The organism is Sphingobacterium gobiense (genome assembly GCF_002980575.1).
In the GTDB taxonomy this organism is placed as follows: Bacteria; Bacteroidota; Bacteroidia; order Sphingobacteriales; family Sphingobacteriaceae; genus Sphingobacterium; species Sphingobacterium gobiense.
This window is the reverse complement of record NZ_PVBS01000004.1, coordinates 140377-165741: the sequence shown is the minus strand read 5'-3', so window position 1 is coordinate 165741 and position 25365 is coordinate 140377. Positions and strand designations below refer to the sequence as shown.

Genomic DNA, 25365 nt, shown 5'->3' with positions numbered 1-25365 from the left:
TTTTTGTATCTTTTTCATGATTGATAATATCGGTTAAAATGTAACTTGAACACCTACCACAAAGCGTCTCGGGTTAGCAAAACCTGTCCCTGCGCCGCCAAAACTTGTATTAACCCCCCCTAATACGGCACCTTCGGGATCAGCGCCCACAAAATCTTTATGCTTGATTACCCATAAGTTGTCGCCGCTGATAAAGATGTCGGCCCTGCTCATTCTGAGTGTCGTCAACGCTGTTTCAGACAAGCTATAGGTCAATCGGGCAGTCCGTAACCGCGCATGGCTGGCGTTACCCCAGATTCTTGACGATCGATATGTCAATGCCTGCCAAGCATTAGGGTCTAGGCTAAATACATCAGGATAATTCGCGTCGGTATCACCCGGCCCCTGCCAGACACGTTGGTTGTCAGCAAACACCACATTATTACGTCCTAACCGCGGAGCAGTAGGCGCCTGAAAATTGTTCACTAAGGCCATCTGTGTGTAATTTCCTACCTGAAACCACCAGTCGGCGCTCAAGGTAAAGTTCTTGTATTGAAAGGTATTGGAAAAGCCTCCAAAAAAACGTGGGGTTGCCTGCCCAACGGTTTGCCAGTTCCGCAAATTGGTTGCAGATCCGATCCCTTCGACAATAATCTCATTACCGTTCTCATCAAAGTTATAGTGCTGCATATTTCCATTTTCGGGATTGATTCCCGCAAAACGGACGGCCTTGATGACGTTAATATCATCACCTATATTTCGATAATACGAGCGCGAATAGGAATCTAATAATGAATCCTGATAAAGTTTGGTAATCTCATTCTTATTATAGCTGAAATTAAAACTCGAATGCCAGTTGAAATTTGTTGTTTTCACATTATGTGTATTGAGCATCACCTCTATACCGCGGTTCACAATCTGACCGACGTTCTGAAATTGACTGAGCGCACCCTGCGCAGAAGGCAAGATCACCTGTTGTAATAAGCCATCACTGCGTTTATGATACACATCGAGAACCAGGTCAATACGGTTATTTAGAAATGTCGCATCCAGTCCAAGATTGGTATTGTGTAAAGTCTCCCAAGAAATTACCGGGTTTTCCAATTGCGAAATCGTTGCTCCAATATTTTCCAATTGTTCATAACGTCGTCCTTCTTGGTAAAATGTCGTATTTAAATAACCATCACCGAGGTCCCGACCAGAAGTACCGTAGGATGCACGAAGCCGCAAGTTATTCACAACACGGACATCCTTAAAAAAGTCCTCTTGGGAAATTAACCAGCCGCCACTGAAGGAAAAGAACGTTCCATACCGACTGTCCCGCCCAAAATTAGTCGTGGCATCGGTACGGACGGATCCGGAAAGCATATAACGTCCGGCATAATTGTAATCCGCTTGTCCAAACACAGAAAAAGTCGCGCGCTCGCGTACATAGCCATCGGGCCTGTATGGCCAACCGTAAGCAAGGCCAATTACGTCTCCAACAGATTGCGCAGCCCCTGCATTACGCTCACCGGGCAAAAGACCATAAAAATCGATGGCCATATTCTCAGTTGTCCGTTTCCCCCATTCCTGTCCAACAAGGGCTGTAAAAGTATGTGCTTCGCCATAGGTCTTTCGAAAATTCAATGTGTTTGACATCAAGTAATCGAAAAATTTAGTCTCGCTAATTTGCAAAGATCCATTGGGCAATATAGGGCTTGTAGGACTAAACAGATAAGGAAAGCCTGCATACTTACCGGTATATGACCGCGGATCCATATAGGAGTTGCCGCTTGTCCCCATATAATTTACCGAATTGGAACTTTGTACACTCAGATAGGGAAGGATGTCATATTTCAAACGCAAACTCGCCAAATGATTTTGAGTTGTATTTAAGTTTGTATTATCGTACGGCGTCTCGGCCAGAAAGTTTTGTGACCAGGTCGTAAAGGGTTCGCCGTAGTTGCTCGATTGTCTCACGGGAAGGCTGTCCCGTAAATTGCCATTGGCATCATACGGATACATAAAAGGTTGGATCATGTATAAGTCAGGAACACCGTTTCGCCGTGACCGACGATCAATAATCGAACTCACGTTAATCGAGGTATGGAATTTCTGCGATACCTGATGGTCGATATTGATCCGTATATTCTTCCGGTCAAAGGTATTATCGTAGAGCGCTCCGTTTTCTTTAAACCAACCCACACCGGCGTAAAAGCTTGTTTTCTCTCCCCCATGTCGTACCCCAACTTCGGTATTGGTAAAATTGCCGTTGCTATAAATCGCATCCTCCCAGTTGAAATTACGGGTACGATCCTCGTCGGTGTATACCCGCCGCTCTCGAATAAAGTCGGCCACGTTGGGATAGGTAACACGTATGGAGGGCGTCTGTTCCCAATACCGAGTCATCTGGGTATCCATAAAGTCAATCAATTCGGTGGTATTCATAAAACGGATATCCCGGACCGGTTGGATTACGCCGGTCTGCACACGTGCTTCGACCATACTCTTACCCAACTGCCCCCGCTTGGTGGTCACGAGAATGACACCTTGCGCTGCGCGCGATCCATAGATCGCCGTCGAAGCGGCATCCCGTAGCACAGATACATCTTCAATATCTGCGGGGTTGACCGCGTCCTGCAAGGACTGGTAGTTGGTGATGACACCATCTACAACAATCAGTGGTCCTAGGTAATTATTGGTTTGAGTAGATTGCGTCGTCATCGAAGATTGGCCGCGCATCACGACCTGACCTCTTTGCCCAGCTTCACCATTACTCTCGGTTATGTACAAACCACTGGTCTTTCCTTTCAACATCGATAGTACGTTAGGCGTACTTACAGTGCTACGGAGTTCTTCGCCACTGACAGATTGAACAGATCCAGTAACTTCGGAAGCTCTACGGGTTTGATAACCGGTGACAACCAGTCTCTCCAGCACATTTATTTCCCTTTGTAGGATAATCGTACCTAAATCGGCGCGACGTGGCATGACCTGTACCTTGTATCCAATCAACCGAAATTCGACCCGTGTCTGGTCGGGAACATTTTCCAATAGAAAATCGCCGTCCTGATTGGTATAGGTCTGCCGGATAATAGGCTTATTGGAATCTAGTGGAATGATATGAACCGACACGCCCGGTATGGCATTCCCCAACGAGTCAACCACCCGACCGCGTACGTTAATCCGCTCTTGCGGCAGGGCTTGCACTACCTTATCGGCACTGCGCTCGGTCGTTGTCCGCCTTACCGTGACGATCGTTTCTTTAGATAGTTCATAACCGAAGTCTTGTTGGTTGAAAATGACTTTCAATGCTTCGGTTAATGAGACCTCATTCAATTGAAGATCCATCTTGCGGCTTTGCCGTTGGTGATCTCCCGTAATCACAAAATCAATGCCCGTCTGCTTACGAATCTCGGTCAATGCTTGAAAAAGCGACAGTTGCTTCCCTCGGATCGATACCTTTTGTGCAACGGCATATCCATAAGCATTGACGACCAGTAAAAGGACGAACATAAATAAGAAATTTTTCTTCATAATGGTTGATTAATAAATATATTTACAATAGAACTAGTAGTTTCTTTCCTGATGGCTCTTCCTCCACACCAAACCGTAAACCGACCGATTGTTCTAAGACGGAAAGGATATCGCTCAGCGGTTTTTTACGTGAAATGACGCCGTAGACCGTATATTGTTTGACTTTTTTGTGTGGAACATCGAGTTCCAGATCATACCAGTCCGCAATACGTTTCAGTACGCCAAATAGCTCGTCACCCTGAAAAATGAAGTTACCATCCACCCAATCGAGCTCTGTTTCTGCACTAAAAGGTTTAATCACATAATCATGCTTTTGCCGCTCGAGAACGAGCTGTTGTCCTGGGCGCAACGGTATCCTACCTTTTACTTGATTAATCTTTAATTCCACACGCCCCTCTTGGAGGCTCGTTTTGATAGGCTCACTTCCGGCATAAGCTTCGACGTTGAACACGGTTCCCAATACAAACACCTCCTGACCTGCTGACTGAACGACGAAGGGTTTGTCATTATCGGTATGCTTGACCGTAAAATGGGCCTCTCCGCTGAGCTGGATATATCGAACACTATCCTGCATCATATTTAGACTATAGCGCAACTCAGAGCGCGCATTTAAAACCACGCGACTACCGTCTGGCAAGACAACCCGAACCACACTACCCAATGGCGACCGCACCACATTGACCCCGAGATGTGCCCTATCGGAAACCACTTTATATTCGATCTCTCCGTTTTGGTTTTTATAAATAGCAATTCCTTCGTCGATTGTACTGTCGCCAGTAGCCATAGTTGCCAAATCCAGCAACTGCCCATCGGAAAGTTGAAGCGTGGCATCTTCATTGGCCGGCAAGATTGTTTCACTAGCGATCGTATTTCGTTTGTTGGAAGCATAGTCTCGCCAGTAAACCGTCATCATAACAATCACTGCGGCAGCAGCGGCGGCAATTATCGGAAACATTCGCCGCATCCAAGGGGCACGAGTTGGCTGGCGGATCCCTGCGCCATGCATGACATTCTCCATCATGATATGGCGTAGCGACTCCCGGTCGATATCTGGAAAATCATCAAAAAAATTAACCTCCGCGTGCTGTTCGTACCAGATGGAAAGCTCCTCTGCTTCCACGTCCGTCAATGTGCCCTCCATAAACCTGTCCATAAGCTGTTGGAGACGGATCTTCATCGCTTTATCGCTCATAACCTTGCTGTAATACGTTAGTCCTTACGTGAATAATTCACCGCTTGTTAATAATAAAGTCGCAATAAATTAACGTAGGTTCTACTCGAATTGTAAATATTTTTTCTACAGATACCTGTAAAGCAAAATAAAGAGCAAGAAATCGCTCTTCATGGCCGATCGTAGTATGCTGATCGCCTTATTCATGTGTTTTTTTACCGTACTAACGGAGATATTCAGCTCTTCGCTGATTTCCGCTTGGGATTTTTCTTCAAATCGACTCAACTCAAATACCTGGCGGCATTTTTCAGGCAATAGAATCAGTAGTTCCCCAAGCTTATCCATTGCATGCTTAGCTTCGATCGCTTCTTCCATGGAATCCGAACACATCGTAGCAGCCTCCTTCAGCGATACCAGCTTATTATCGATTTTTAATCGCTGCCGATAACGATCGATCACTTTGTATTTTAAGGCAACCTGCAGATAGGCGACCAACGAAGACTGGATGACGATCTTATCCCGATTGACGTAGATATCAATAAACAGCTGTTGAACAACATCTTGAGCAGCCACCGGGTCGTCCAATCGACTGTACGCTGTGTTTAGCAACTTCTCCCAATACCTGTTGTAAAGCGCTGCAAATGCGAACTGGTTTCCGTCTCGGATCAAGATCCATAATTCTTCGTCAGAAAAGCTGTGGTAAGTCTTCAAGTTGATCGTGTCTATTGCGCCGGTAAAATAAACAACTTTTTTCGTAGCGAACAAGTTATCTTGAAATGATTTGGCAAAAACATGGCGCTCGTATTACCTGCTTTTCGATTGCGACAGTCCCGATCTGAGCGTGTCTGAAAGATTGATTAATGAGCCGAATAAAACTTGTAATCGGCTCACTTTTTGCTTAAATTTGAGCCGATTAAGAAATATGATTAGCTCATGATGTATAATTGGCAACTACAGGGATGGCCTAACTTTACTTACGACATCGCGGAAATTCAGCCATTTATTCTTGCTTTCGCACAGGAAACGGGAGAAGTCAATGGCCTTATCCAAGGATTACCGGATACGCTCAAGCAAGAAACTCTGCTCCAGCTCATGCTTTCGGAAGCGGTAAAAACCTCCGAAATCGAAGGAGAGTACTTAAGTCGTGAGGACGTGATGTCTTCCATCCGGAATAATCTGGGATTAAACGATACGCCGGTCCGCGTTAAAGATCAGCGGGCATCGGGCGTGGCCCAATTGATGGTGGAAGTAAGACAGAACTTTCAACAGCCGCTGACTCTGGATACGCTCAAAGCTTGGCACCGCTTACTTTTTGCTGCCAATGTAGGGCGTATCAATCCGGGCGAGTGGCGACAGGGCGATACCCCTATGCAAATTGTTTCTGGAGCCTACGGTCGGGAAATCGTCCATTACGAAGCACCGCCATCGACACGGGTACCGGAGGAAATGGAACGCTTTGTCGGATGGTACAATTCAGCAAACTTCACACTAAAAGGGCAAGTGCCCGAGGCCATACTGAAGTCGACAATCGCACACCTGTATTTCGAATCGATCCATCCCTTTGAAGACGGCAACGGTCGCATCGGACGGGCGATAGCGGAGAATGCACTATCACAATCGCTTGGACGCCCCATTATGCTGAGCCTATCTAAAACCATCGAGGCGAATAAAAAAGCTTATTACGATGCGTTGAAGGAAGCGCAGCGTGCGTTGGACATCACTGCATGGATGGTTTATTTTGCAAGCGTGATCCTGGATGCGCAGCGGGCTGCCAAAGCCATGGTACTGTTTACGTTGAAGAAAGCGCAATTTTATGATCGGTATAAAACCCGGCTTGACGAGCGGCAATGGAAGGCGATCAATAAAATGCTGGACAAGGGAGCCGAGGGTTTCGATGGAGGGATGACGGCCAAGAAGTACATGGGCATTACCAAGGTCTCAAAAGCCACCGCTACGCGCGATTTACAGCAATTGCATGAAATGGGGGTATTGGTTCAGGAGGGAGCTGGGCGTTCTGTTCGGTATCAATTGAACCTACCATAGTTGTCTGCTTAATGAACCTTTTCCTTGACCATCGGTACACTTATCTCTACCCTCTGCCGTAAACCCTTCGAGCGATTATGGCTGCGATAATGCTTAACCCACCCAGTCCCCAAATCCACCATGGGGTGCTGTACCGGGTTCGCGACTCATGCTCCTGTGTCTGCGTGGCTATCTCCGTCCGCTGCTTTTCCAGAGAGTCAACCTCGACCTGCACTTGTTGCAGGCCGATTCGACTTTCACTGACATGGAGACGCCCGCCGTTGCTGATCAATCCATATTCGGGATGGAAATACAGCACACTGTCTGTAGCAAAATACCAGGCGCGGTTTTGACTGTCTTTTTCGGTAAGCCGGAAACCGTAACTGATATCACTGCTTGCCTCCAAGAACTGAACCGCGCTACGCTCCTGACGAGTCTTTTCCCGATAGGAACGGCAGGAGAACATAGCTGTTATAATGAATAAAATGAGTATATGTTTCATGGTGAAGAAGAATTAATCATGCGTTATCCAATTCGCCAGCGCGTAAACCGTTGCCAAATGCCTCCTTTTTGACAGCACCTTGTTCTCTACATTGCCTTCTATTGTAAGCAGGTATTTCCCCGCTATGCCTCGCACCAGCCCTACATGATTGATCCGGTTCGCGCTGTGGCTGTAGATACCGAAAACGTCTGCAGGTTTTATCATTATCTTGGAATGCGCGCAAGCATTGCTCCTACAATATGTCCGCGCATTGGGAAACAGTGCTGGACTCCAGGGATTACAGGGTTCGGTTAAGCCTGCCTGCCCGTAGCACCAAGAAATAAAGGCGGCACACCACGCATGTCCCTTGCTCAAGCCCGTGTAGGCGAGGTACGCTTCCACGCGTTCTCCATCGTTATTGCCGGTGGCTTCCCGAACGCCGATCTCGGCTGCAGCGATTTCGACTATCCGGACGCGTATCACATTATCACCATTTCCCTGATGCAAAGAAGTTTGCGCACTTATAGTATGATCGACAGCATCCAGATTGCTGCATACAGCAGTAAAAAGAATACCGAGAAATAAAGAATACATTGTTGCCATGATGTTAATTGTTGGGTGTGATAGATTAGATTCTTACGAAAGAATTTGAATGGCTGCCATAATATTTCCTGTAGCCAAAGGCTGCAAAACACCGCAGCGACTCCGCCAAGCAGGCCGAGTAACAACACCGACAGGATGCCGATGTCCAGTACCGCTGCTGTTGGATCGATGAACTGAAATATCGTGCCTGCCAGTAGGAAGGTGCCCAGCAGGAAAAGCAATGCCAATGCGACCTTATGTTTTCCGGAGAGTTCCATGGCCATATCCTTGATAAGCCATGGTGTTTTTGTTTGTAGTGTATTCATTTTTTCCATTTGTTATGCAAAATAGAACAAGGGCACTCACGCGGAGTGCCCATTGTCATTACGAAATCGTGATCTCGCCAAGATAAAAACTACTAGAGGTCTTCACGCCGTCACGGTGTCCGGTGAATACCCAACCAACGATACGGTCCCCTTCATAAACATCCGGTAATGTAAATCCTAGACTACCATCCGCTCGTGTTCCCTCTTCGAGGATGCTGAAGAACGAACGTTCGATGTTGTAAAACAGTAAAATCACCGAATCATCTGGAAACGCATTGAATTTGTTGATCTCGGGCAACCAGCTCACCTCGATGTTTTTCGGTGCAATTTCCTCCCAAGCTACGCCCATCAAATTTGACAGACCACCTCGAGCGATCACCACACCTTCGTAATCTATCTCGTATTCAGGGTGCTCGCCGCTGATACCATGATTAATCAGATGTTGAAGCGCCCTGTTATACCCCGTTGATTTACCCTGCTGTTTATCCGAAAAACCCAGTTTCAATAAATCATTGATCGGAGAAAGAAACGAAACTGCCAGCCCAAATCTTGCCCGTTGCGCCAATTGATCTGGTGTCGCCGGTTTCTTACTAGGTTTTGGCAGGGAGCGGACATAATCTACTTGCCGCCAATTGCTGCCCACCACATTTCCAACTTTTCCGGAGTACGCTCCGTGAATCCCTTTTAAAAACTTTGCCATTTTCTTATGTTATTAAATTTATTAAACCATCAGCCGGCATGCTCGGCTATCCATTCTGTGATATCGAGAGCTAAAGTAAAGTGGTTTCGATGGTCAAAAAATTAAAGGGATAATTCGGGACAATTCGGGATATTATGGGATAGCTGTTCGAGAAATATTCGGCAGCGGTATGGCTTTCGTTCGGGAGCGTTCCGGACCATGTAGGGGATTTCTTCGAGTGGGCTTCGGATAGTGTTCGAGTGGTGTTCGGGTGGTGTTCGGCACGCACCCGAACACCACCCGAACGAAAAGCGAACCAGTCCCGAAGCAATCCCGAAGCAGTCCCGAAGGCCGCTCGAACAGCTCCCGAAGGTTACCCGAACAACGCCCGAAGAAAATTGGCTAATCCAACCCGCCTCGAGATCTATACCGACGTTTTTCCAAAAGGTCCATAATTACCTGTTTTTGGAAATAATGTCGTCCATGTATCCGTGTAGGATTTAGCCATCCCGAGGCAATCCAACGATAGTAGGTGCTGTGGCCAATTTTAAACAAAGCCTGAACGTCTTTTGCCGATAAGAGTTGCGTGTCCACTTCTGCAGATGCTCGCTTACGCAATAGCGTCCGGATCTCTTTATATACAGCTTTTCTGGCCAGCAATATTTTCGCCGTCGTTCTAGCCCGCCATTTCATATATTCTTTACTATTTTTCCTTTTCTCTTTCATGTTTGTCCCGTTTAGTCTTCTAATAAATTGCTATTCACAAACGCATAAAAATCAGTATAGCGAGCTTTACCTCCAGCAGGCAAAGTCTTATCCGTAACGGTCAATAGTACCTGCTTTTCACGATAACCTGCGTAGAAATTTACGTTGAAAGCGATATTTTGGTAACATTGCTTAAACCATTTCCGAGGCAATTTGCTCACAACAGCCTTAAACGACACGGCACTCTCCAGTTTCTGCCCATCGACTAAGTGGATGATAACCTTTCCTCCCTCGGAAGCTACATACACAAGCTCCTTTAGCCGCACCATTTGGCGTCCAGCCCGCACGGGGCCTTTGATCTGAAAATATTGCTCATAAGCCTCCAGACTGTCATCGTCGACCGAAGTCGTGGCGCGAAGGTCTTTATGCATCCGACGTAATGCTGCCATTAGACGGTTTTCACTAACAGGCTTCAGAAGAACGTCCACCATGTCGCGTTCGTAACCCTGGTCTTCATATTGTTGGTGCCCTGTGTAGAGAATTGTAGGTATTTTCGGGTCGGGTAACGTTCTCAGGAACCGAAATGCGTCTGTGTGTTTCAACTCGACATCGAGGATAATAAAATCCACAGGATTCACTTGGATAAAGCCCCGTGCGAGTTTTTCGTCTGTAAAAGTTGCTACGATTTCCACGTAGTCGATTTCTTTAGTCAGGTCTAGAATGTGGTCAATGGCTAACTGTTGGTCGTCAATAACAATTGCTGTCAATGTTCTCATGGTTGTAGATGTTTCAAGTGTTTAAATTTGATTAAGATAATAACGTGGTAATACTCTTCTGTATCTTTAATAGTTATGGACGCTTGGGAACCGTACAAAATTTCCAAGCGCCGCTTAAGGTTTTTTAGCCCGTATCCGTGGCGAATGATATTTTTGTCAACGCGTGCTTTTCTGTTCTCCACCACGATCCTGTAACCCGTCCGTTGGGTACGAACCTGGACATGGATCGGAAAATCGGGATGGTGTACCTCACCGTGTTTGAATGCGTTTTCGACCAGTGTCAACAAGGTCGTCGGCGCCACGGAGAATCCCAGCAGATTGCCGGTTATATCGAATTCTATGAAGAACCTGCGGTCTAAGCTTCCCCGTCGGACCTCAACATAGTTGTACACGGCTTTAACCTCGTCGTCCAACAAAATAGTCCGAAGTCGATCAGCATGATCCGCCTTCATATAGAAGCGCATAAGATGATATAGCCTATCAACCTGCTGACCTAGAGCCGGTTTGAGGGCCTTTAGCTCCTGTTTCCAGTTTTGAAAGATATTGGCCATCATGTGCGGACTTACTTGAGCCGCCAGCGCTGCATACTCATAACGCTTTTTCTGTTCCTCCAGCGCCACCTTCTGTTGCTCTAATGCCAGCCTCCGTTCTGTTTCGGCCAGCTTTTCTTGCGTAGCACGCAGCTTTTCGCGGTAGTAAAAATATAAAAGCGCGAGTATGCTGAAATGCCCATGGAGGACCAACAACGTTTGTAGAAACTCCCTCCAGCTGAACTCATAACCGGCAACAATATACTTTCCGTAAACCAACGCACCGCTTTGTCCATAAGAAAGCATATAAATGAGACCGGAGGAAAAGATATAAAAACACGCTAACATCAGTGTACCGCTCAAATAGCGCCGCCGCGCGAAAAACCGTTTTATGATGTAATGGACCGTGTAAAACACGAAGACAAAGAAGGGTAGCGAAAGCAAAGCCATTCCTATCGTCATCTCCTCATTTCCAAGTGCATTCAACGCATAGAAGTAAAGTCCATAGAGCACCCAAAAGCCGATGTGCTCCCTTTTGATGTTTAAATTGATCATATGAGTATTGTTATTTCTCCGCTAGAATCCTTTAAATTAAAAATTTTACCTAATGTTGCAAAATCAATTCAGCTATTTTTTTCAGCTTCGACTCCTTTAAGCGATACACCCTGTACAGGCCTTTATCCAGTACAAAGCCCTGCTGGCCATGGAGAAGCGGTATAAACCGCTCGGCAATGGGCCAGCCCTCCATAAACGAGCGAGGCTGCATGGTGCGGTGCAGGTAAAACCAGCATTCCCAAGCGTGCGGCGTCTGCCTTATCGCGTTGCCCAAATGTCCGTAAGCGCTATGCATCACTTTTTCTACATATGCTTGCCGCGACGGATACTCCTTTGGCGAGTGGATTTCGAGTTCCTGTAACACCCAGTCTGTCACTGGTGGTACCGCTGGCGGCATCAACAGGCAAAGGGGCACCTGCAGCAAATAAGCCATATCGGCAAAGCCGGACCTCGCGGGGAGATAGGCCTCCCCCAACCTAACCTGCGTCCTTTTTTCGGCCCCCATCTGCCCCTGCTTTACGCCGGCACCGCCATCGGCGTAGCACAGCACTTGATAGCCCTGCTCCCTTAGCTGCCGGACCCTGAAAAACAGCTTCGGATTCTCGGCCAGTACGAATAGCAGTCGGGCAAACCATTCGGGTTGCAGCACCTGGGCATAAAATGCCTGCTGGCTTTCAAACACCTCGCGCGAAACAAGGAGGGCTACACGGTATCCCATGCGCAGTAAGGATACAGGGATGGTCCGGTAGAACCCGAAGTGAAAGGTGACGATAACGGCATTGTCTTCCAAAGCTTGACTCAGCATCGGGCTACAAGCTGCCGCCAATCCAGTAGATAGATCGGCCCTCGTTTGTTGCTGGGCAAATTCTACCGTTTGATCAAAATATTGTAGTTGTAATGGATGACCATATAGCTGCATAACATGTTGAAAGTTGGCTGAAAAAAATGCAAATTCCATCCATTCTGTTGCATCCCTATCGGTTTGGATGCTTTCCCAAATAAAATCCATGTGCGTACTTATGTTTAGGTTTATAAAAGTGTACGGCGCGAGTGGCCGTACACATTACATTCATTAGGTCGGAAAAACTATTTTGCATTTCCGAGGAGCGTCCTTAGATGCCATTTCCATCATCTCATCGACTGAGATGGGGGCGACATCCAATAGGGCGTATAGATCTAAAAACAATTGTGTGTCCATGTTTTTATCCATTAAAATAAAACCATACGGTAGTCTCGCACTACCTTTACGGCTTCCGGCCTGAAGACTTTTAGATCGATCTGCGGTAAAGATTAGTGTTAAAAAAACCTGTTCCAAATCCTTAGCTAACATCTGTGGCTTGCCATCTGACATTTGCAGTTTGCCCCAAATTTCCGGGGCAAATCGGTTTAAACGGGGAGCAAACGCCAAATGTCCACTACAAAAAAAATCCATGAAATATTGTTTGCACCTTTACACAGTACACTATCTACCTGACTATGAGCCACAAGTACTCAAAATCAGACCTGTATGAGACCAGGCAAGTTAACCGCATCCGAAAGCATAATCCAGGACTGCGTGCGCTGCTTGCTTTCTGGTCGCGTTATTGCGACCTCAGTCCATGGCATGCGCAATGGGCGCATCAACATATCGATGTGATGCGGATACCTAGAGGAGAAGTGTTGTCTTGGTCGGGCGATCGAACAAAGAAGGTCTATTTTGTATGTAAGGGAATGCTTGGCCGGATAATCGACATCGAGGTCAACGGGATTGCCAAACGCAAGATCATGAGCATAGCCTTGCCCGGGTTAGCGCTAACCAGTACCACCCATTTGTACCGCAACACGCCGCATGAAGGTGATATTGTAGCGCTCCGCTCGGGCATTGTGGTCGGCATTTCCTATAAGGCGATCAAAGCCTTTAAGGCAGAAGAGCCCGCTATCGAAACGTTGGTCGATATCCTGACCCATAAAAAGAAACGGCAGCTGGAAGCGCATATTCAGATTCTGCACAGCACCTCTCCCTTTGAGCGCTACCTCCTGTTTGACAAACTGATGCCCGAAATACGCCAGGTTACCAGTCAACGCGAACAGGCCGATTTTCTCGGCATTTCGCGCGATACCGTCCAAAAAGCACAAAAGTTCCTGCTGATGTCCAAAGCACATTTAAAATAGCCTGCTTAAACCATACCAGAATCAACCTCTTAGTGTTTCGATCTTTGAAATGTGGACGGTGGCTATTGAGTCCATTGAATAAGAAACAACGAAAAAGAAATGGAAAAGTACAGAAAAAAGTTTGCGGTATTCCCCGGTAGCCGGGTGAGCACATCAATGCCCAAGGCACCTGCAGGTGTCTATACTGGCGGTAGGGCATGCCCTTTAACTGGTTATAAAAAAACTTAATTGAAAATTTTAAATTATTTACGATGGCAAGTTCAATAATAAAATATGTAAAAGGTGCGGTTACACTTTTTACACTATGTTTAATCGGAACAGCGACAGCTGCTCCAAATGGGAACGGAGATGAGAAGGAGACGAAGAAAGAGGTGAAGGCTGAAAAGACGGTACAATCCACTCAATGGTTTGAGTTCATCGGTACACCTTCCGACTCGCCGACGGACCACACAAAATATCGTGCTTTAGAGGAGAATGAACCTCTTCCAGACTGTCCTTCAGGAAACCAAGTGTGCATCTTAAATGCGCCAATGGGATCTAATAATCAGCCTGATATTGACAGCAATCTGCAAACCGAAATTAATAACGCTACTTCGTCGGGAGTAGAATCCGCGAATGTAAAGTTACGCCAGTAGATTGCTAACGACAGATAGGGGAGGTTCCCCTATCTGTTTATCTGTTCTTCACGGCGCGCTTTTCAATAGTTTTGAATTAGATTCCCACTATCAACTACAGCATCTGGTAATTTATATATATAGTCAATTATATCCTCAGCCGTCATCTTGTAAACTTTACCATCTATTAACCTTTCCATGCTTTCTTCGGTCTCATCTAAAATAATATACCGCTTAATATCTGACCATCTAACACCTCTAAAAATAAGTTCCCTTCTACGCTCCGCTTTCAAGATCGCCAACGCATGCTCTTTGTCGTCGAAATCCAGCGATACGAAATCATCCTCTCGGAACCTATGTTGTCTAAGATAATTAATATCTTTCAGTCCATCCGACAACAAATTCCGCCGAATGTTCGCTTCGGCTCTTATTAAATACATTTCACCTGTGGTCGGACCACAAAAAAACCTATTCCCGTTTCTTGCGTTGTAGTTTCCTTTAAAGATGATTTCGCCGTTTGCATTCTCCGTAAAGAAAGCTTGTTTACGTATATCTGTACTTTCGTAATTGTTGTATTCCTTCAACGGAACACGTATCCGGGTTGTGTTTAAAAAAGTATGACCATTCAACGAGAGATCGACCAGCACCTCTTTGTTCCAACGCGGGATAGGTAAGGTAGCCGATGGATCTATCTCATTTTGGTAATCCATAAGATCCGATTGCAGAAACAAAGCCGAATCAGCATATTCTTTAGCGCTAGCCATGTCTCCCCGGACAAGAAATACGCGCGCCAGTTCACCATACGCCGCTGCCTTCGACGGCTGAGTTGCATGTCCACTTGCTTCGGGCAAAAGTTGTGACGCTTCCATTAGGTCCCGTATCAGAAAATCATAACTTTCTTCAACAGAACTTCGCTTCAATTCTTCATTTAATGAGGCTTTACTTCTCAATACTACACCCATCTGTGCATTCTCGCCTCCCGGAAGGTATGGTTTTGAAAAAACATGCAGCAGATTGAATAACTGATGCGCCCTAAAGAACAACGCCGAACCTCTTAGTCTTTCTGCACGATGCACCTCATTTTCAGCTGCTGCAATACCCGGCAAATATTCCAATACAGCGTTTGCATATAAGATTGCTTGGTAGGGCAATGTCCAATGAGCAAGTTCCGGACTATATGGTTGCCAAGTATATATTGTGCGATCAGATTCGTTAGGCATAGCCCGCCAAGCCGCTTCATCCAGATAATAACTATCGCTCGCGATCTCACCAAGTGCCACCGTGGCAAAATTCATGGTCAGATCACTGCTATTTAACAATCCTTCCAAATCATCAAGCGTTTGTGGCAAAGCAAAACTGTCATCCGGTTTCTTATCTAGATAATCATTGCAAGAACTGACGACAAATACGATAGTCACAAAAAACAAACTTATAAGTGTCTTTTTCATATTTCTAATTTTTAAAATCCAACTTTTAACCCGCCCGTTATTGTCGTCGACGGACCAATTCCAGAATCATAAACAGGGTCAATTCTCTCTGCATTTTTTGTCCAGACCAATCCAAGATTGGAAGCCATCATGAACAGTTCTATATTTCTTGCACCCATTTTTCTATTATTTATTGCAGTCCGGTAGGCAGCACGTATGTCCTGTAGACGAAGATGATCGCCTCTCCTAACCAAAATTTCGCTTAACCCATAGAAGCCCTCTCTGTTGGTATCGACTGGATAGTTGAATGCAGGTATACTAGTCGTTTTCTCATCGCCCGGTTGTTGCCATCTATCGGCGAAATCCGCATGTCCTTCCCATCTATTAAAAAACTGGCCATAGTCAATGCTGTTTCTTCTAAAAAAGTAAAAAAATTGGCCAGAAAACGTAAAGCCTACTTCCCAGGATTTATATTTCAGGATATTTCTAAGCAGAAGACTCGTTCTCGGAATACTGGAACCATGGTAAACTAACTCGTCAAGAGGCGTGTTGCGAAGTATATCTAGATATGCAGTTGATGGCTCCTCTCCTATATAGCCAACGGGAGCGCCACTATCTTCTGTTAATCCGTGCCATTTTAAACTTGTTAATACCTTATGTTCCTTTCCAACAAAATCAGCCGCGTTGATTGCATTGCTAGTTACCGTCTGGGGCCTAGCGAAATATTTATCCAGTATTGTTTTATTATAACCTGCCCTCAGTGTTCCATTCCAGCCCCACTCCCCTCTTCTAACATTTGCACTGATACTTAAATCTAGTCCCTGCCCCATTAACTGTGCTGAATTCATGGTGACTGCACTTACGCCCAACGTAGGATCGACAATAGCGGAACCTAGAAGGTCCATTGACTTTTTCCTATAGTAGTCTATCGTAACAGCTAATTGGTTGTTAAGCATACGCCAGTCTGCTGCAACGTTAAACGTCCTCACCTTCTCCCAGCTCAGTTCGGGATTTTGAAGGGAAACGATTGAATTAAACGGTAAGTTTGTGTAGAAATCTAAATATGACACACGTTGAAGAACCAGTTCGGCCGGGATCTGCGAGTCCACATTTCCACTATAACCGAAACTCGCACGCAGTTTGAAGTAGTCGACAAGATTTGATTTAAAAAACGGTTCTCTCGATACTTCCCAGGCGCCTCCAACCGACCACAATGGCGACCATTTGTTTTTCATATCTACTCCAAAGATATTGGATGCGTCGTTTCTTACGCTTAATGAAAGATAATAACGCTCATCTAGGCCGTAATTGAAATTTGAGTAAAAAGACACAAATCGGTTGCTCGTCCTGCTAAACCCGATCCGATTGGGTATAAATGCCCGATTGCCCAACACGGGAAATATTCTCTTCGTCGCGGTAAAATCGACTAATTCGTAGATATTTCTATCTTCATACACGCCGTAGTTTCTCCTTTGATCACCACTATTATTCACCTCCCTTACCTCTGCCCCTAGTAAACCATCAAAACTATGCCTATCACCAAACATCCTGTTGGCAGATAATTGTGAACGAAGTGCGTACCCCCAAAGTTTAGTATTATCTTTATCCATGATTCCGCCCTTGGGAATATTATGCTCTATTTCCGAATCGCTTACATATGTAAACCTATTGAAAAGATTTCTAGTAAAATAGCTTTCTTCCTCGTAATAGGAAGAAGATTCCGATATAGCTCTGTTAAACTGTGAATTTATGGAGACCCTGACCCCTTGCACAAACTCATAATCCAAATTTAATCCTGCAACGATCTGATCCCGCTGCAATTTGCTTCCGTGATTATTCATCTCATCCAGCGGCCTAAAAGACCAATCCCTTGTCACTTTGGATTCATTATCGTCAATAAAGGATTTATCGTAATCTTTGTACAAAATAGCATTGCCTCCCAGCGCATCATGCAACTGGGCATAAGGGTATAATTTCTTACCATTCACGAGCATTTGATTGTACCCTATCATATTGCTACTATTATATTGCGATGTAGTTAGGTAAGTATAGGCCAGATCAGTCGATATGGAAAGCTTATCAATAGGTCTATACGATTGGTTATACCGTGCGGTCAATCGTTTTCTTGCATTCATCGGCATATTATACAAGTTGCTGTTATAGCCCAAAGTAAACGAATATGTTGTTTTATCACCCCCTCCCCTCATGTTGAAAGTAGTATTGCTTTCAACAGGATTTCTATATACATGTTTCAAAAAATCATTTCTCACGTCTCTATTTCGTAGGACGCCAAATTGCTTTTCCATTTCCGCTCTGTCAATCTCGTTTCGTTCATGTTGAAGTAAGAGGTGTATAACTGGTGATAGTGGTGGCTTTCGACTGTCATTGATTTGGTTCGTATAGAAACCCTTGTCAAACAAAAAGGTTTCCATTTCGATAAAATCGGCGGCAGAAACTATTTGTTCCGAGAACAGATCGGGCTTGGCTCCCAATATAAGATTGGTTCCAACATCAATGGTTAGCGGTTGGTTTAGCTTACCCTTTTTTGTCGTTATTACCAACACACCATTACCCGCCTTAACACCCCAAATCGATGAAGCGGCCGCATCCTTCAGAATAGTTATATTTTCAATATCATCTGGGTTTATGTCGTCCAACGACCCCTCAAAAGGGAAATTGTCGACAACAATTAACGGAAACGTTTCAGCCATCAGGCTTGACGCGCCTCGAACCGTGAGATCAGGTTGCTGAGGAATCCCGTTAAAGTTATAATTCGTCCTGTCAAATGTCCCGCCGGAAAAAAGCCCCTCTATCCTGTCCAGAAGATTTGCTCCCGCACCGTAGTCTAAGTCTTCTTTACTGATCAGTTCAACGGATCCGGTAGATGAGCGCCTCTTTTGTGTTTGGTATCCTGTATTAATTTCCACCTCTTCCAAAATTGTATTTTTTCGTTCGAGGTTGATTTCGAAATGCCTATCTATGCCGAGAGAAACCCTCTGACTCAAAGGTTCGTAGCCGATATTTCTCACTGACAGCGTATCATTTGCATTAGATCGCTTAATTAAAAGTCTATACCTGCCTTCCGGATTAGTCAATGCCGAGATATTCGACTTCCTCAAGCTCACCACAGCCCCTTGAATCGCGATACCCGTCTCGGCATCCCTAATTGTTCCCGAGAAAACTACACCTTCCTGACTGAAAACTGTGTAGGGCAAAACGAAAAGGATGCATAAAATAAATGTTCTCATTCCCTACCCCCTTTTTTATTTTGCCGCGAAATTGTGTTATAGGGATCAAGTGCTTTCAAAGGAATTTTAAACCACCTCCCAGAGACAGCATCATCAATATTATCTTGTGTAAGTGCCAAACCGTTTGTTATCGCCCTAACCTGGCCATCGCTAATCCACACGAGATGGGGCACGGACACACTATTGAAAATACGAGAAAGGAAATCCGCGTTAACAACAGATACCTGTTTGATATCTTTAAACCAATATTTGATAGATTGCGCTTTATCGATCTCGTCAGCCGTTTGTTTGGCTACCGGCAGCATTCCAACATCGGGGTTATTGTCAGATAGATGATATAAGGTTCGGATTGAACTCAAACAACTCCCACACCACGTTGCCCAGAAATCCAGTATGATCAACTCCTTATGCCGATAATCATTTAACGAAATGGTTTCTTTTCCCGTGGGATGATTTACCACCTGTAAAGGCATGTTCCATAATTCCTCCGGTATCGTTTCTCCTATTTGTAAAGGACGGATCTCGGTTTGCCCTTCGGCAGCCTCCCCGTTCTCGGGAGACTGCGCCTGGGCTGTTGATAGATTAAACAACATGAAACAAAGAAGTCCATAAAGAAGGACTCCTTTGTTCTTCAATGCCATTAATGAAAATGATCGGATTGAAAAACATACGGACACCGCAAAGCTGAACAACGTTCGGCTTCGGTTATATCTTGATTTAAAAAGGCGGTTATAAGTTCGGGATAGTATGCTTCGCCACAGCGCATAGTTCTCCCTATTGCATAATTTTTGCATTCTTTTTGGTTTTAGCCGAAGCGGTTGAAACTATGGAGCAAGATTCTGCAGCTATCCCGCTGTTCTAGCTTTTACCGCTTCGCGGTTAATAAATAAAATGTAATTGGAATGCGAGAAGGCCGGGTATTCATAATTTTTAGTAATCGGTTTCGTAACACGCATCCATGGTTTACAATGGTCATCCGAGCTACTCGGGGGCCGCTATTAGATTTTTATAAAGTTGTTTTTTGTGGTTCATACTCTTCTATTTTCTGGCTGAGGAGAAACTAGCAGAGAAGAAAATGAATGTAAAAAGCCACCCTATTGCTTGCTCTGCCGAGAAGGCGTAGGACGGCCACCGTTTTTCAACGGCCGAGCACAGAGCAAGCAGGGCGACCCGCCTTATGACTATACAAAGATAGTATAAGACGAAGGCCTTTCCTACTCCTTGCGCTCGAACGTCCTACTTTTCTCCGCAAGATTTTAAGTTATTCTATGTTGTTATTATGCAAAAGCCCTTTGCACAATAATAATATTTTATACGATTCGCATACACTTTTACATACTACATCGCATATTTCACAGAACAAACATAACTATATAAATCCACAAAATCAAATTAAAAACAATAATTATAACTCCTGTTTACTAAGAAACTTAATATCGTAATTGCTTTATGGCAAACACCAATGAAGAACAGGACAAGGAATTCGAAAATTTTCTGAAAACGCTAGGGGATTTTATCCGAGAAAAAAGAAAATCCCGAGGCCACAAGAGCGCGGAAACCTTCGCTAATTCAATCGACATGGATGAAGATCAGCTCCGAAAGTACGAAAGAGGCGAAATACCGATGACGCTAAAAACCTTGCATAAGATATTTAAAGGCCTTCGAGAAGGAAGTGAAAATATCGCCGAACAACTGGCCAACTTATCTGAACCTTTGATCGAAAAGTCGGATAAGCCGTTGTCGACAGAACAGATAACACATGTAAAGAACCAAGTGAAAAAATTGAATGGAAATGAAATATTGATCACTTTACGAGATGAAGATATCCAGCGACTAGGAAAAATACTTATTGTTGGCTTTACAACGGTTCCAAAAAATATATTTGTCCAAAAAGTGGGATTACTTTCTAGAAGTAAGAACTTTAATATAGTTTTCAGCATAGCACTTAAGAATAATTGGATAGCGATGCTCTATCCCGAATCCCCCCGTCGCCACGATCAAAAATATTATACTACAGAAGCAGGCAAGAAAGTTTTGCGGCTCGGAAAGGCGGAGTGATGGATTTACTCTTAATAAAACTGCTAACCAAAGATAATTATGAACAAACAACTCACACCCGAAGATATAAAAAGCATTGCGCAAGCAGGAGAAGGCTACAATGCCGAGTTCAAAATACATGTGCCCAATAAGGTAAAAGAGATAACAGAAGAGATTTGTGCTTTTGCTAATTCTGCCGGAGGTGTTTTGCTGATCGGAGTGAGTGATGATAATGTAGTTCATGGCACAACGCTCGATAATGCCAAAAGGTCTGCCATACAAAATTCTATAAATGAAATTAATCCCCATTTGGCAACTGATTTTTATTCAGTGGAAGTTGAGGGGAAAACTATTTGGGTGATTGAGGTGAATACCGGCATCCAAAAACCTTATGCCCTATCTGGTGTTATTTACGTCCGCCAAGGACCAAATACTCAAAAACTCACTACGGTTGAACAGATGCGTGATTTCTTCCAACAGTCAGATCGCATTTATTTTGATGAAGCTCCTTGCAATGATTTTGATTTATCAAAAGACATAGACCCAAATTGGTTTGAAGAATTTAGGCTGCAAAGTGGCTTATCCAATACCGTTAGTCAAGAGCAAATCATTCATAATTTAAAATTGATACTACTAGATGGGAGCATAAAAAATGGAGGGGTACTATTTTTTGGAACTGCACCGGAGCAATTTATAGAAACCGCTGTCATCCGTTGTATAGCTTTTGACGGAATCAATAAAACCAACATTATTGACGATAAGGTTTACGGCGGTGCCTTAATGAAACAATACGAACAAACCATGCAATGGCTAAAAGGGAAACTTTCTGTTCGTTATGAAATTGAAGGCAGCGGACCAAGGAAGGAAATTTGGGAAATCCCTGAAACAGCTTTTAAAGAGGCTATTATCAATGCGCTCTCGCACCGGGATTACTATGATAAAGGCGCAAGGATAACCATCGAGCTATTTAAAGACCGAGTTGAAATTAGCAACCCTGGAGGCTTAACCAGTGCCATTTCGTTAGCTGAATTTGGAACAAAGAGCCACAGCCGAAATCCTCTCATATTCGGTCTATTTGTTCGCATCCACATGGTGGAACAGGTAGGCTCAGGTATTAGCAGGATTCGGGATCTAATGAAATCTGCTAAACTTCCCGAACCTCAGTTTAAAACTGATGGGATGTTTACAGTGGTTTTTCAAAGAGCAGAAGAGAAAAGTTCGGGGGAAAGTTCGGGGAAAAGTTCGGGGAAAAGTTCCGAGCGTACTTGGGCGGAGACTATAGAACTTCTAATAGCTAAATCTCCGGTAAAAATAGGAAAAAGCGCATTGAAAATCTTAGAAATGGTTTATATAAACCAATTTATAACAATACCTGAGATGGCTAAAAGACTAGGGATAACAGAGCGGGCGGTAGAAAAAAACATACGCAATCTTAGGAACCAAAATTTGGTGATTAGGAAGGAAGGCGAGAGGTCGGGCTATTGGAAATTACTACCAAAAAATCACGAAATTAGGAATTCATAATTCAGTTAGAAGTCCCCTAGTACGCCCGGTATGTGGGTTTCGTTGTAAAAACAAATTATAAATAGTTTTTCTAAAATCTTTTTTCTATCTTTGCTATAACGGTACTCGTATTGCTTCCCACCAGAACAGCTTGCGGGTCTTTTTATTTATAAACTTTAAAACCAATTCATGCTCATATTCACAAAACATCATTTGCCAATTGCAGATCATTTGAATCTCCTGCAACGAAGTGCTATGCAAGCTTGGGAAATATCAAATACCGCTGAAAAATATTTCCACAAAAAAAGCCCCGGATACGACCGAAGCTTAAACCTTGACTTGGTTACGTTTCCGTTAGGAAAGAGGCTTGACCAAGCATAACAATGCAAATATACAAAAAGTTTATGCTAAGAGAAATTCGTGAATTCAGGAACAGAGTGTACCATAAAGAACCTATTTGCTTTAAAGGCAATATCGTCGATTTTTCGCAAGCTATACAAATCCGAAAATTTATATTCCAAATAACAGACTGGATCGACCCGAAACTTTTAGCGGTAATGATATATTATGACAACATCATAAACAAAATTCCCCAGCATTATCACCCGGCAGAGAACTAATATGTTATTATAACGCATTACAAACATTCACCATGGCTGAGTTTTCAAAAATATATCTTGCATGGCGTAAGGGAAAGGGTTCCCGTAGGCATATTGTTGGACTTTTGGAAAGAAGTGAAGATAATAATGTAACGTTTCAATATCTTCCGCAAACAAAAGATTTAGTAAAATCCGAGGGCTTTATTCCTTATTTTGAATTTCAACATTTAGATAAAGTCTACGACAATAATGTCCTGCAAATTTTTTCCCATAGATTGATTAAGGCTGAACGGCCGGACATAAATAACTTTTACGCGTTTTGGGAGGTCGATCCTTCCAAAGCGGATGACAGATTCTATTTATTAGGGAAAACGCAGGGGTTGACAGCAAGTGATAACTTTGAGTTTCTTGCAGAGTATATATATCATTCAAATGTACATTTTCTAACAGATCTTTCCGGCCTCTCCCATATTAACCTGCCAAAGGATACCGTTAAAAAAGGAGATTTTCTCCAGTATACATTTGAAGATGACAATCAGTTTGACAAAGAAGCAGTGAAATTATCTTTTAATGGACATGAGATTGGATACATCAAGAAAATCCATTGCCGAGTCTTTCATCAGGCTCCCGAGCAATCTTTACGTATACAAGTGAAAGCTGTTGAGCAGAATGGCATCATGAGAAAGATATTTGTGACGGTGTCGGCAGGGTAAATTACTTTTATCTATTGCAATGGCGAACGGCCGGTAGTATGGATGTAGGAATCTCTAAAACAATAAAGCCGAACGTATTTTTGTTCGGCTATCTCTGTTATTTACTTTATAGTAAGCGTTATTTCAATTTTTCAACCTGCTCAACTGTAAGTCCCAAACCTTCGGCAATATCCCGTGCGGGGATACCCATTTTTTTGAAATTTAAAGCGGACTTCAGTTTCTCAGCCAACTTTTCAGCCTCGGCTTTAGCACGCTCTTCTTGCTTGCCTTTCTGAAGACCTTTCTCCAAGCCCTGCCTCTTCGCTTTGTCCAATAAATATTCTCTTGTTCCCATGGTATCACTCCTGCCTAATTTTGTTTCAACCTCTTTCTCAAAGATATAGAAATTTTCTTAACAACGAGAGGAACCGATGAGTATTGCGCGGCAGATTACAAAATTAAAGAACAGTCTTTTAGAGGATAGCAAAAATAGAGTTTGGTCACTTCTACGGTGATGGGGAGCATTTGAGGTTATTTACTTTATAGTAAACGTTATTTCAATTTTGAGCCGTCCTAATTCTTATGACCTTATTCAGCAAGGTGAAATAAGAATTATTCTTGAGATCGTCACCATAAATTCTATATATTTAAATAATGCAGATTATTTAAAGTAAAATGCTTTTGGATTCGTCTACGTATACATGGACCGGGCAGAGCAACAAATAATGTCAGCGAGAGATACAAAATCTTTTAGAGAAACCGTCAAGACTTATGGCGCCCAATTACTACGCTTCGTAAAAGCGAGGGTCAAGCGTACTGCTGACGCTGAAGACATTCTGCAAGAAGTTTGGTATCAGTTTTCAAGGGTTACCAATATAGACGATTTGGGCAATGCCGGGGCATGGCTGTATTCGGTAACTAGAAATAAAATTACAGACTCTTATCGAAAGAAGAAGCATGAATCACTAGAAGAACTCGCTGGTGAAGGAGATGATGAATCATTCTCTATTGCCCATCTCCTCGTTGCGGATGAATCCAGTAGTCCGGAACTCAAGATGTTTAAAGAGATTTTTTGGGATGAGCTGATGCAAGCCTTGGACGAGTTGCCGGAGAAGCAAAAGAAAGTATTTGTTATGAATGAGATCGAGGATATGACCCTCCAAGAGATTGCCAATCAAGAAAATGAAAACCTTAAAACCATCATCAGTCGAAAAAGCTATGCTGTTAAACATTTGCGTCTTCGCTTGAGGGGGTTGTATGATGAGTTAAATTCTTAAAATTAAATAGTGATGAAAAGATTTATGAGTAGTAAAAGAAAGGGTAAAAAGATTTTTATAGGACTCGCCATCGTAGTCTTCTTCTTCCTAGTCATTGCCCTGCTCCAATTTTTATGGAATACTTTAGTCCCTGAAATCTTTGGGTTTAAAGCTATTAGTTACTGGCAAGCCTTAGGGTTATTCCTATTATCTAAATTATTATTTGGCCGAGGATTCGGTAGACCGGGTGGTTTCAGACGAAGATTTAAAAATAGAGATATGGATAGGGAAGACATTTCGGAAGAAGATCGTCAGCGTTTGCGTGAGGAATGGAAACGACGCTTTGATTCACGTTGTAAATTTTAGTCTTGGAAAAAAAATCGAAAAATTTCAAAAAGTTTAAAGTAAAAGCTTCTTATTGTACGTCTACTACGACAAAGGCCTTTACAAAATAAATAATTAAAAGAACATGAAAAATAAATTTCAATTTTTACTACCCAGATTACTCCTCAT

24 protein-coding genes are annotated in these 25365 nt (G+C 43.7%); 8 read left to right on the top strand and 16 right to left on the bottom strand.

Features of this window, described 5'->3' with window-relative positions; genetic code table 11:
• Window positions 1–33 precede the first annotated feature (33 nt).
• The 3 genes from C5749_RS17030 to C5749_RS17020 all read right to left on the bottom strand — a co-directional run bounded on the left by C5749_RS17030 (window position 34) and on the right by C5749_RS17020 (window position 5434).
• Window positions 34–3498 carry a SusC/RagA family TonB-linked outer membrane protein gene (locus C5749_RS17030; protein WP_105727440.1) on the bottom strand — a complete coding sequence of 1155 codons (3465 nt, stop codon included), beginning with the start codon at window positions 3496–3498 and terminating at the stop codon, window positions 34–36.
• A gap of 22 nt (window positions 3499–3520) precedes the next feature.
• The gene (locus C5749_RS17025) at window positions 3521–4690 is read right to left on the bottom strand and encodes a FecR family protein (RefSeq protein ID WP_105727439.1); all 1170 of its coding nucleotides are present in this window, start codon (window positions 4688–4690) and stop codon (window positions 3521–3523) included.
• Between the two features lie 105 nt (window positions 4691–4795).
• The gene (locus tag C5749_RS17020; protein ID WP_105727438.1) at window positions 4796–5434 is read right to left on the bottom strand and encodes an RNA polymerase sigma factor; all 639 of its coding nucleotides are present in this window, start codon (window positions 5432–5434) and stop codon (window positions 4796–4798) included.
• A 168-nt stretch (window positions 5435–5602) separates the two neighbouring features.
• Between C5749_RS17020 and C5749_RS17015 the strand changes: the two genes are divergently transcribed.
• Entirely contained in the window at window positions 5603–6712 is a 1110-nt protein-coding gene (locus C5749_RS17015; RefSeq protein ID WP_105727437.1) for a Fic family protein, read from the top strand.
• A 46-nt stretch (window positions 6713–6758) separates the two neighbouring features.
• Here C5749_RS17015 and C5749_RS17010 read toward each other — a convergent pair whose 3' ends face one another.
• The 9 genes from C5749_RS17010 to C5749_RS16970 all read right to left on the bottom strand — a co-directional run bounded on the left by C5749_RS17010 (window position 6759) and on the right by C5749_RS16970 (window position 12757).
• Complete coding sequence (locus tag C5749_RS17010) at window positions 6759–7193, bottom strand: hypothetical protein (RefSeq protein ID WP_146113786.1); 435 nt, start codon at window positions 7191–7193, stop codon at window positions 6759–6761.
• A gap of 12 nt (window positions 7194–7205) precedes the next feature.
• Complete coding sequence (locus C5749_RS17005) at window positions 7206–7775, bottom strand: CHAP domain-containing protein (RefSeq protein WP_146113785.1); 570 nt, start codon at window positions 7773–7775, stop codon at window positions 7206–7208.
• On the bottom strand, window positions 7694–8080 hold the full coding sequence (locus C5749_RS17000; protein ID WP_146113784.1) for a hypothetical protein: 387 nt from the start codon (window positions 8078–8080) through the stop codon (window positions 7694–7696). The genes C5749_RS17005 and C5749_RS17000 overlap by 82 nt, the downstream gene beginning before the upstream one ends.
• A 58-nt stretch (window positions 8081–8138) precedes the next feature.
• Window positions 8139–8780, bottom strand: coding sequence for a DUF6266 family protein (locus tag C5749_RS16995; protein WP_105727433.1), 642 nt, complete (start codon window positions 8778–8780; stop codon window positions 8139–8141).
• Window positions 8781–9161: 381 nt separating this feature from the next.
• Window positions 9162–9485 carry a helix-turn-helix domain-containing protein gene (locus tag C5749_RS16990; protein ID WP_105727432.1) on the bottom strand — a complete coding sequence of 108 codons (324 nt, stop codon included), beginning with the start codon at window positions 9483–9485 and terminating at the stop codon, window positions 9162–9164.
• Between the two features lie 11 nt (window positions 9486–9496).
• Window positions 9497–10240, bottom strand: a complete 744-nt coding sequence (locus C5749_RS16985) for a LytR/AlgR family response regulator transcription factor (protein WP_105727431.1) — start codon at window positions 10238–10240, stop codon at window positions 9497–9499.
• A complete protein-coding gene (locus C5749_RS16980; RefSeq protein WP_105727430.1) occupies window positions 10237–11325 on the bottom strand; it encodes a sensor histidine kinase in 1089 nt (362 codons plus the stop codon). The genes C5749_RS16985 and C5749_RS16980 overlap by 4 nt, the downstream gene beginning before the upstream one ends.
• 49 nt (window positions 11326–11374) lie before the next feature.
• Window positions 11375–12334 carry a hypothetical protein gene (locus tag C5749_RS16975; protein WP_105727429.1) on the bottom strand — a complete coding sequence of 320 codons (960 nt, stop codon included), beginning with the start codon at window positions 12332–12334 and terminating at the stop codon, window positions 11375–11377.
• A gap of 63 nt (window positions 12335–12397) precedes the next feature.
• Entirely contained in the window at window positions 12398–12757 is a 360-nt protein-coding gene (locus C5749_RS16970; RefSeq protein WP_146113783.1) for a hypothetical protein, read from the bottom strand.
• 203 nt (window positions 12758–12960) lie between these two features.
• Between C5749_RS16970 and C5749_RS16965 the strand changes: the two genes are divergently transcribed.
• Together C5749_RS16965 and C5749_RS16960 are read left to right on the top strand one after the other, a co-directional pair.
• Window positions 12961–13476 carry a Crp/Fnr family transcriptional regulator gene (locus C5749_RS16965; RefSeq protein ID WP_181151501.1) on the top strand — a complete coding sequence of 172 codons (516 nt, stop codon included), beginning with the start codon at window positions 12961–12963 and terminating at the stop codon, window positions 13474–13476.
• 251 nt (window positions 13477–13727) lie between these two features.
• Window positions 13728–14111 carry a hypothetical protein gene (locus C5749_RS16960; RefSeq protein ID WP_105727426.1) on the top strand — a complete coding sequence of 128 codons (384 nt, stop codon included), beginning with the start codon at window positions 13728–13730 and terminating at the stop codon, window positions 14109–14111.
• A 62-nt stretch (window positions 14112–14173) separates the two neighbouring features.
• Here C5749_RS16960 and C5749_RS16955 read toward each other — a convergent pair whose 3' ends face one another.
• From C5749_RS16955 to C5749_RS16945, 3 genes are read right to left on the bottom strand one after another with little or no spacing between them, the layout of a single operon-like run.
• Window positions 14174–15538: a RagB/SusD family nutrient uptake outer membrane protein gene (locus C5749_RS16955; RefSeq protein WP_105727425.1), complete on the bottom strand. Its 1365-nt coding sequence runs from the start codon at window positions 15536–15538 to the stop codon at window positions 14174–14176.
• Between the two features lie 11 nt (window positions 15539–15549).
• Window positions 15550–18765, bottom strand: coding sequence for a SusC/RagA family TonB-linked outer membrane protein (locus C5749_RS16950; protein WP_105727424.1), 3216 nt, complete (start codon window positions 18763–18765; stop codon window positions 15550–15552).
• Window positions 18762–19559: a TlpA family protein disulfide reductase gene (locus C5749_RS16945; protein WP_181151500.1), complete on the bottom strand. Its 798-nt coding sequence runs from the start codon at window positions 19557–19559 to the stop codon at window positions 18762–18764. The genes C5749_RS16950 and C5749_RS16945 overlap by 4 nt, the downstream gene beginning before the upstream one ends.
• Window positions 19560–20214: 655 nt before the next feature.
• Between C5749_RS16945 and C5749_RS16940 the strand changes: the two genes are divergently transcribed.
• The 3 genes from C5749_RS16940 to C5749_RS16920 all read left to right on the top strand — a co-directional run bounded on the left by C5749_RS16940 (window position 20215) and on the right by C5749_RS16920 (window position 23617).
• Window positions 20215–20823 carry a helix-turn-helix domain-containing protein gene (locus C5749_RS16940; protein ID WP_105727422.1) on the top strand — a complete coding sequence of 203 codons (609 nt, stop codon included), beginning with the start codon at window positions 20215–20217 and terminating at the stop codon, window positions 20821–20823.
• Between the two features lie 39 nt (window positions 20824–20862).
• Window positions 20863–22326 carry an ATP-binding protein gene (locus C5749_RS16935; protein ID WP_105727421.1) on the top strand — a complete coding sequence of 488 codons (1464 nt, stop codon included), beginning with the start codon at window positions 20863–20865 and terminating at the stop codon, window positions 22324–22326.
• 631 nt (window positions 22327–22957) lie between these two features.
• Complete coding sequence (locus tag C5749_RS16920; protein WP_105727418.1) at window positions 22958–23617, top strand: HIRAN domain-containing protein; 660 nt, start codon at window positions 22958–22960, stop codon at window positions 23615–23617.
• A 118-nt stretch (window positions 23618–23735) separates the two neighbouring features.
• Here C5749_RS16920 and C5749_RS16915 read toward each other — a convergent pair whose 3' ends face one another.
• Window positions 23736–23951: a hypothetical protein gene (locus C5749_RS16915; protein WP_105727417.1), complete on the bottom strand. Its 216-nt coding sequence runs from the start codon at window positions 23949–23951 to the stop codon at window positions 23736–23738.
• Window positions 23952–24321: 370 nt separating this feature from the next.
• Here C5749_RS16915 and C5749_RS16910 point away from each other — a divergent pair, with 370 nt between their 5' ends.
• Together C5749_RS16910 and C5749_RS16905 are read left to right on the top strand one after the other, a co-directional pair.
• Window positions 24322–24873 carry an RNA polymerase sigma factor gene (locus C5749_RS16910; RefSeq protein WP_105727532.1) on the top strand — a complete coding sequence of 184 codons (552 nt, stop codon included), beginning with the start codon at window positions 24322–24324 and terminating at the stop codon, window positions 24871–24873.
• A 12-nt stretch (window positions 24874–24885) separates the two neighbouring features.
• Window positions 24886–25218 (top strand): hypothetical protein, encoded by a 333-nt coding sequence (locus C5749_RS16905; RefSeq protein WP_105727416.1) that lies wholly within the window; start codon window positions 24886–24888, stop codon window positions 25216–25218.
• Window positions 25219–25365: the final 147 nt, after the last annotated feature.

Bases quoted from the DNA above. Each gene is read 5' to 3' on its own strand.
- C5749_RS17015 (WP_105727437.1), top strand. From the start codon at position 5,603: ATGATGTATAATTGGCAACTACAGGGATGGCCTAACTTTACTTACGAC.
- C5749_RS16995 (WP_105727433.1), bottom strand. From the start codon at position 8,780: ATGGCAAAGTTTTTAAAAGGGATTCACGGAGCGTACTCCGGAAAAGTT.
- C5749_RS16920 (WP_105727418.1), top strand. From the start codon at position 22,958: ATGGCTGAGTTTTCAAAAATATATCTTGCATGGCGTAAGGGAAAGGGT.
- C5749_RS17000 (WP_146113784.1), bottom strand. From the start codon at position 8,080: ATGAATACACTACAAACAAAAACACCATGGCTTATCAAGGATATGGCC.
- C5749_RS16940 (WP_105727422.1), top strand. From the start codon at position 20,215: ATGGCAAACACCAATGAAGAACAGGACAAGGAATTCGAAAATTTTCTG.
- C5749_RS16905 (WP_105727416.1), top strand. From the start codon at position 24,886: ATGAAAAGATTTATGAGTAGTAAAAGAAAGGGTAAAAAGATTTTTATA.
- C5749_RS16970 (WP_146113783.1), bottom strand. From the start codon at position 12,757: ATGGATTTTTTTTGTAGTGGACATTTGGCGTTTGCTCCCCGTTTAAAC.
- C5749_RS16945 (WP_181151500.1), bottom strand. From the start codon at position 19,559: ATGCAAAAATTATGCAATAGGGAGAACTATGCGCTGTGGCGAAGCATA.
- C5749_RS16915 (WP_105727417.1), bottom strand. From the start codon at position 23,951: ATGGGAACAAGAGAATATTTATTGGACAAAGCGAAGAGGCAGGGCTTG.
- C5749_RS16955 (WP_105727425.1), bottom strand. From the start codon at position 15,538: ATGAAAAAGACACTTATAAGTTTGTTTTTTGTGACTATCGTATTTGTC.
- C5749_RS16960 (WP_105727426.1), top strand. From the start codon at position 13,728: ATGGCAAGTTCAATAATAAAATATGTAAAAGGTGCGGTTACACTTTTT.
- C5749_RS16935 (WP_105727421.1), top strand. From the start codon at position 20,863: ATGAACAAACAACTCACACCCGAAGATATAAAAAGCATTGCGCAAGCA.
- C5749_RS17030 (WP_105727440.1), bottom strand. From the start codon at position 3,498: ATGAAGAAAAATTTCTTATTTATGTTCGTCCTTTTACTGGTCGTCAAT.
- C5749_RS16980 (WP_105727430.1), bottom strand. From the start codon at position 11,325: ATGATCAATTTAAACATCAAAAGGGAGCACATCGGCTTTTGGGTGCTC.
- C5749_RS16950 (WP_105727424.1), bottom strand. From the start codon at position 18,765: ATGAGAACATTTATTTTATGCATCCTTTTCGTTTTGCCCTACACAGTT.
- C5749_RS16975 (WP_105727429.1), bottom strand. From the start codon at position 12,334: ATGGATTTTATTTGGGAAAGCATCCAAACCGATAGGGATGCAACAGAA.
- C5749_RS16985 (WP_105727431.1), bottom strand. From the start codon at position 10,240: ATGAGAACATTGACAGCAATTGTTATTGACGACCAACAGTTAGCCATT.
- C5749_RS16990 (WP_105727432.1), bottom strand. From the start codon at position 9,485: ATGAAAGAGAAAAGGAAAAATAGTAAAGAATATATGAAATGGCGGGCT.
- C5749_RS17025 (WP_105727439.1), bottom strand. From the start codon at position 4,690: ATGAGCGATAAAGCGATGAAGATCCGTCTCCAACAGCTTATGGACAGG.
- C5749_RS16965 (WP_181151501.1), top strand. From the start codon at position 12,961: ATGCGGATACCTAGAGGAGAAGTGTTGTCTTGGTCGGGCGATCGAACA.
- C5749_RS17005 (WP_146113785.1), bottom strand. From the start codon at position 7,775: ATGGCAACAATGTATTCTTTATTTCTCGGTATTCTTTTTACTGCTGTA.
- C5749_RS17010 (WP_146113786.1), bottom strand. From the start codon at position 7,193: ATGAAACATATACTCATTTTATTCATTATAACAGCTATGTTCTCCTGC.
- C5749_RS16910 (WP_105727532.1), top strand. From the start codon at position 24,322: ATGTCAGCGAGAGATACAAAATCTTTTAGAGAAACCGTCAAGACTTAT.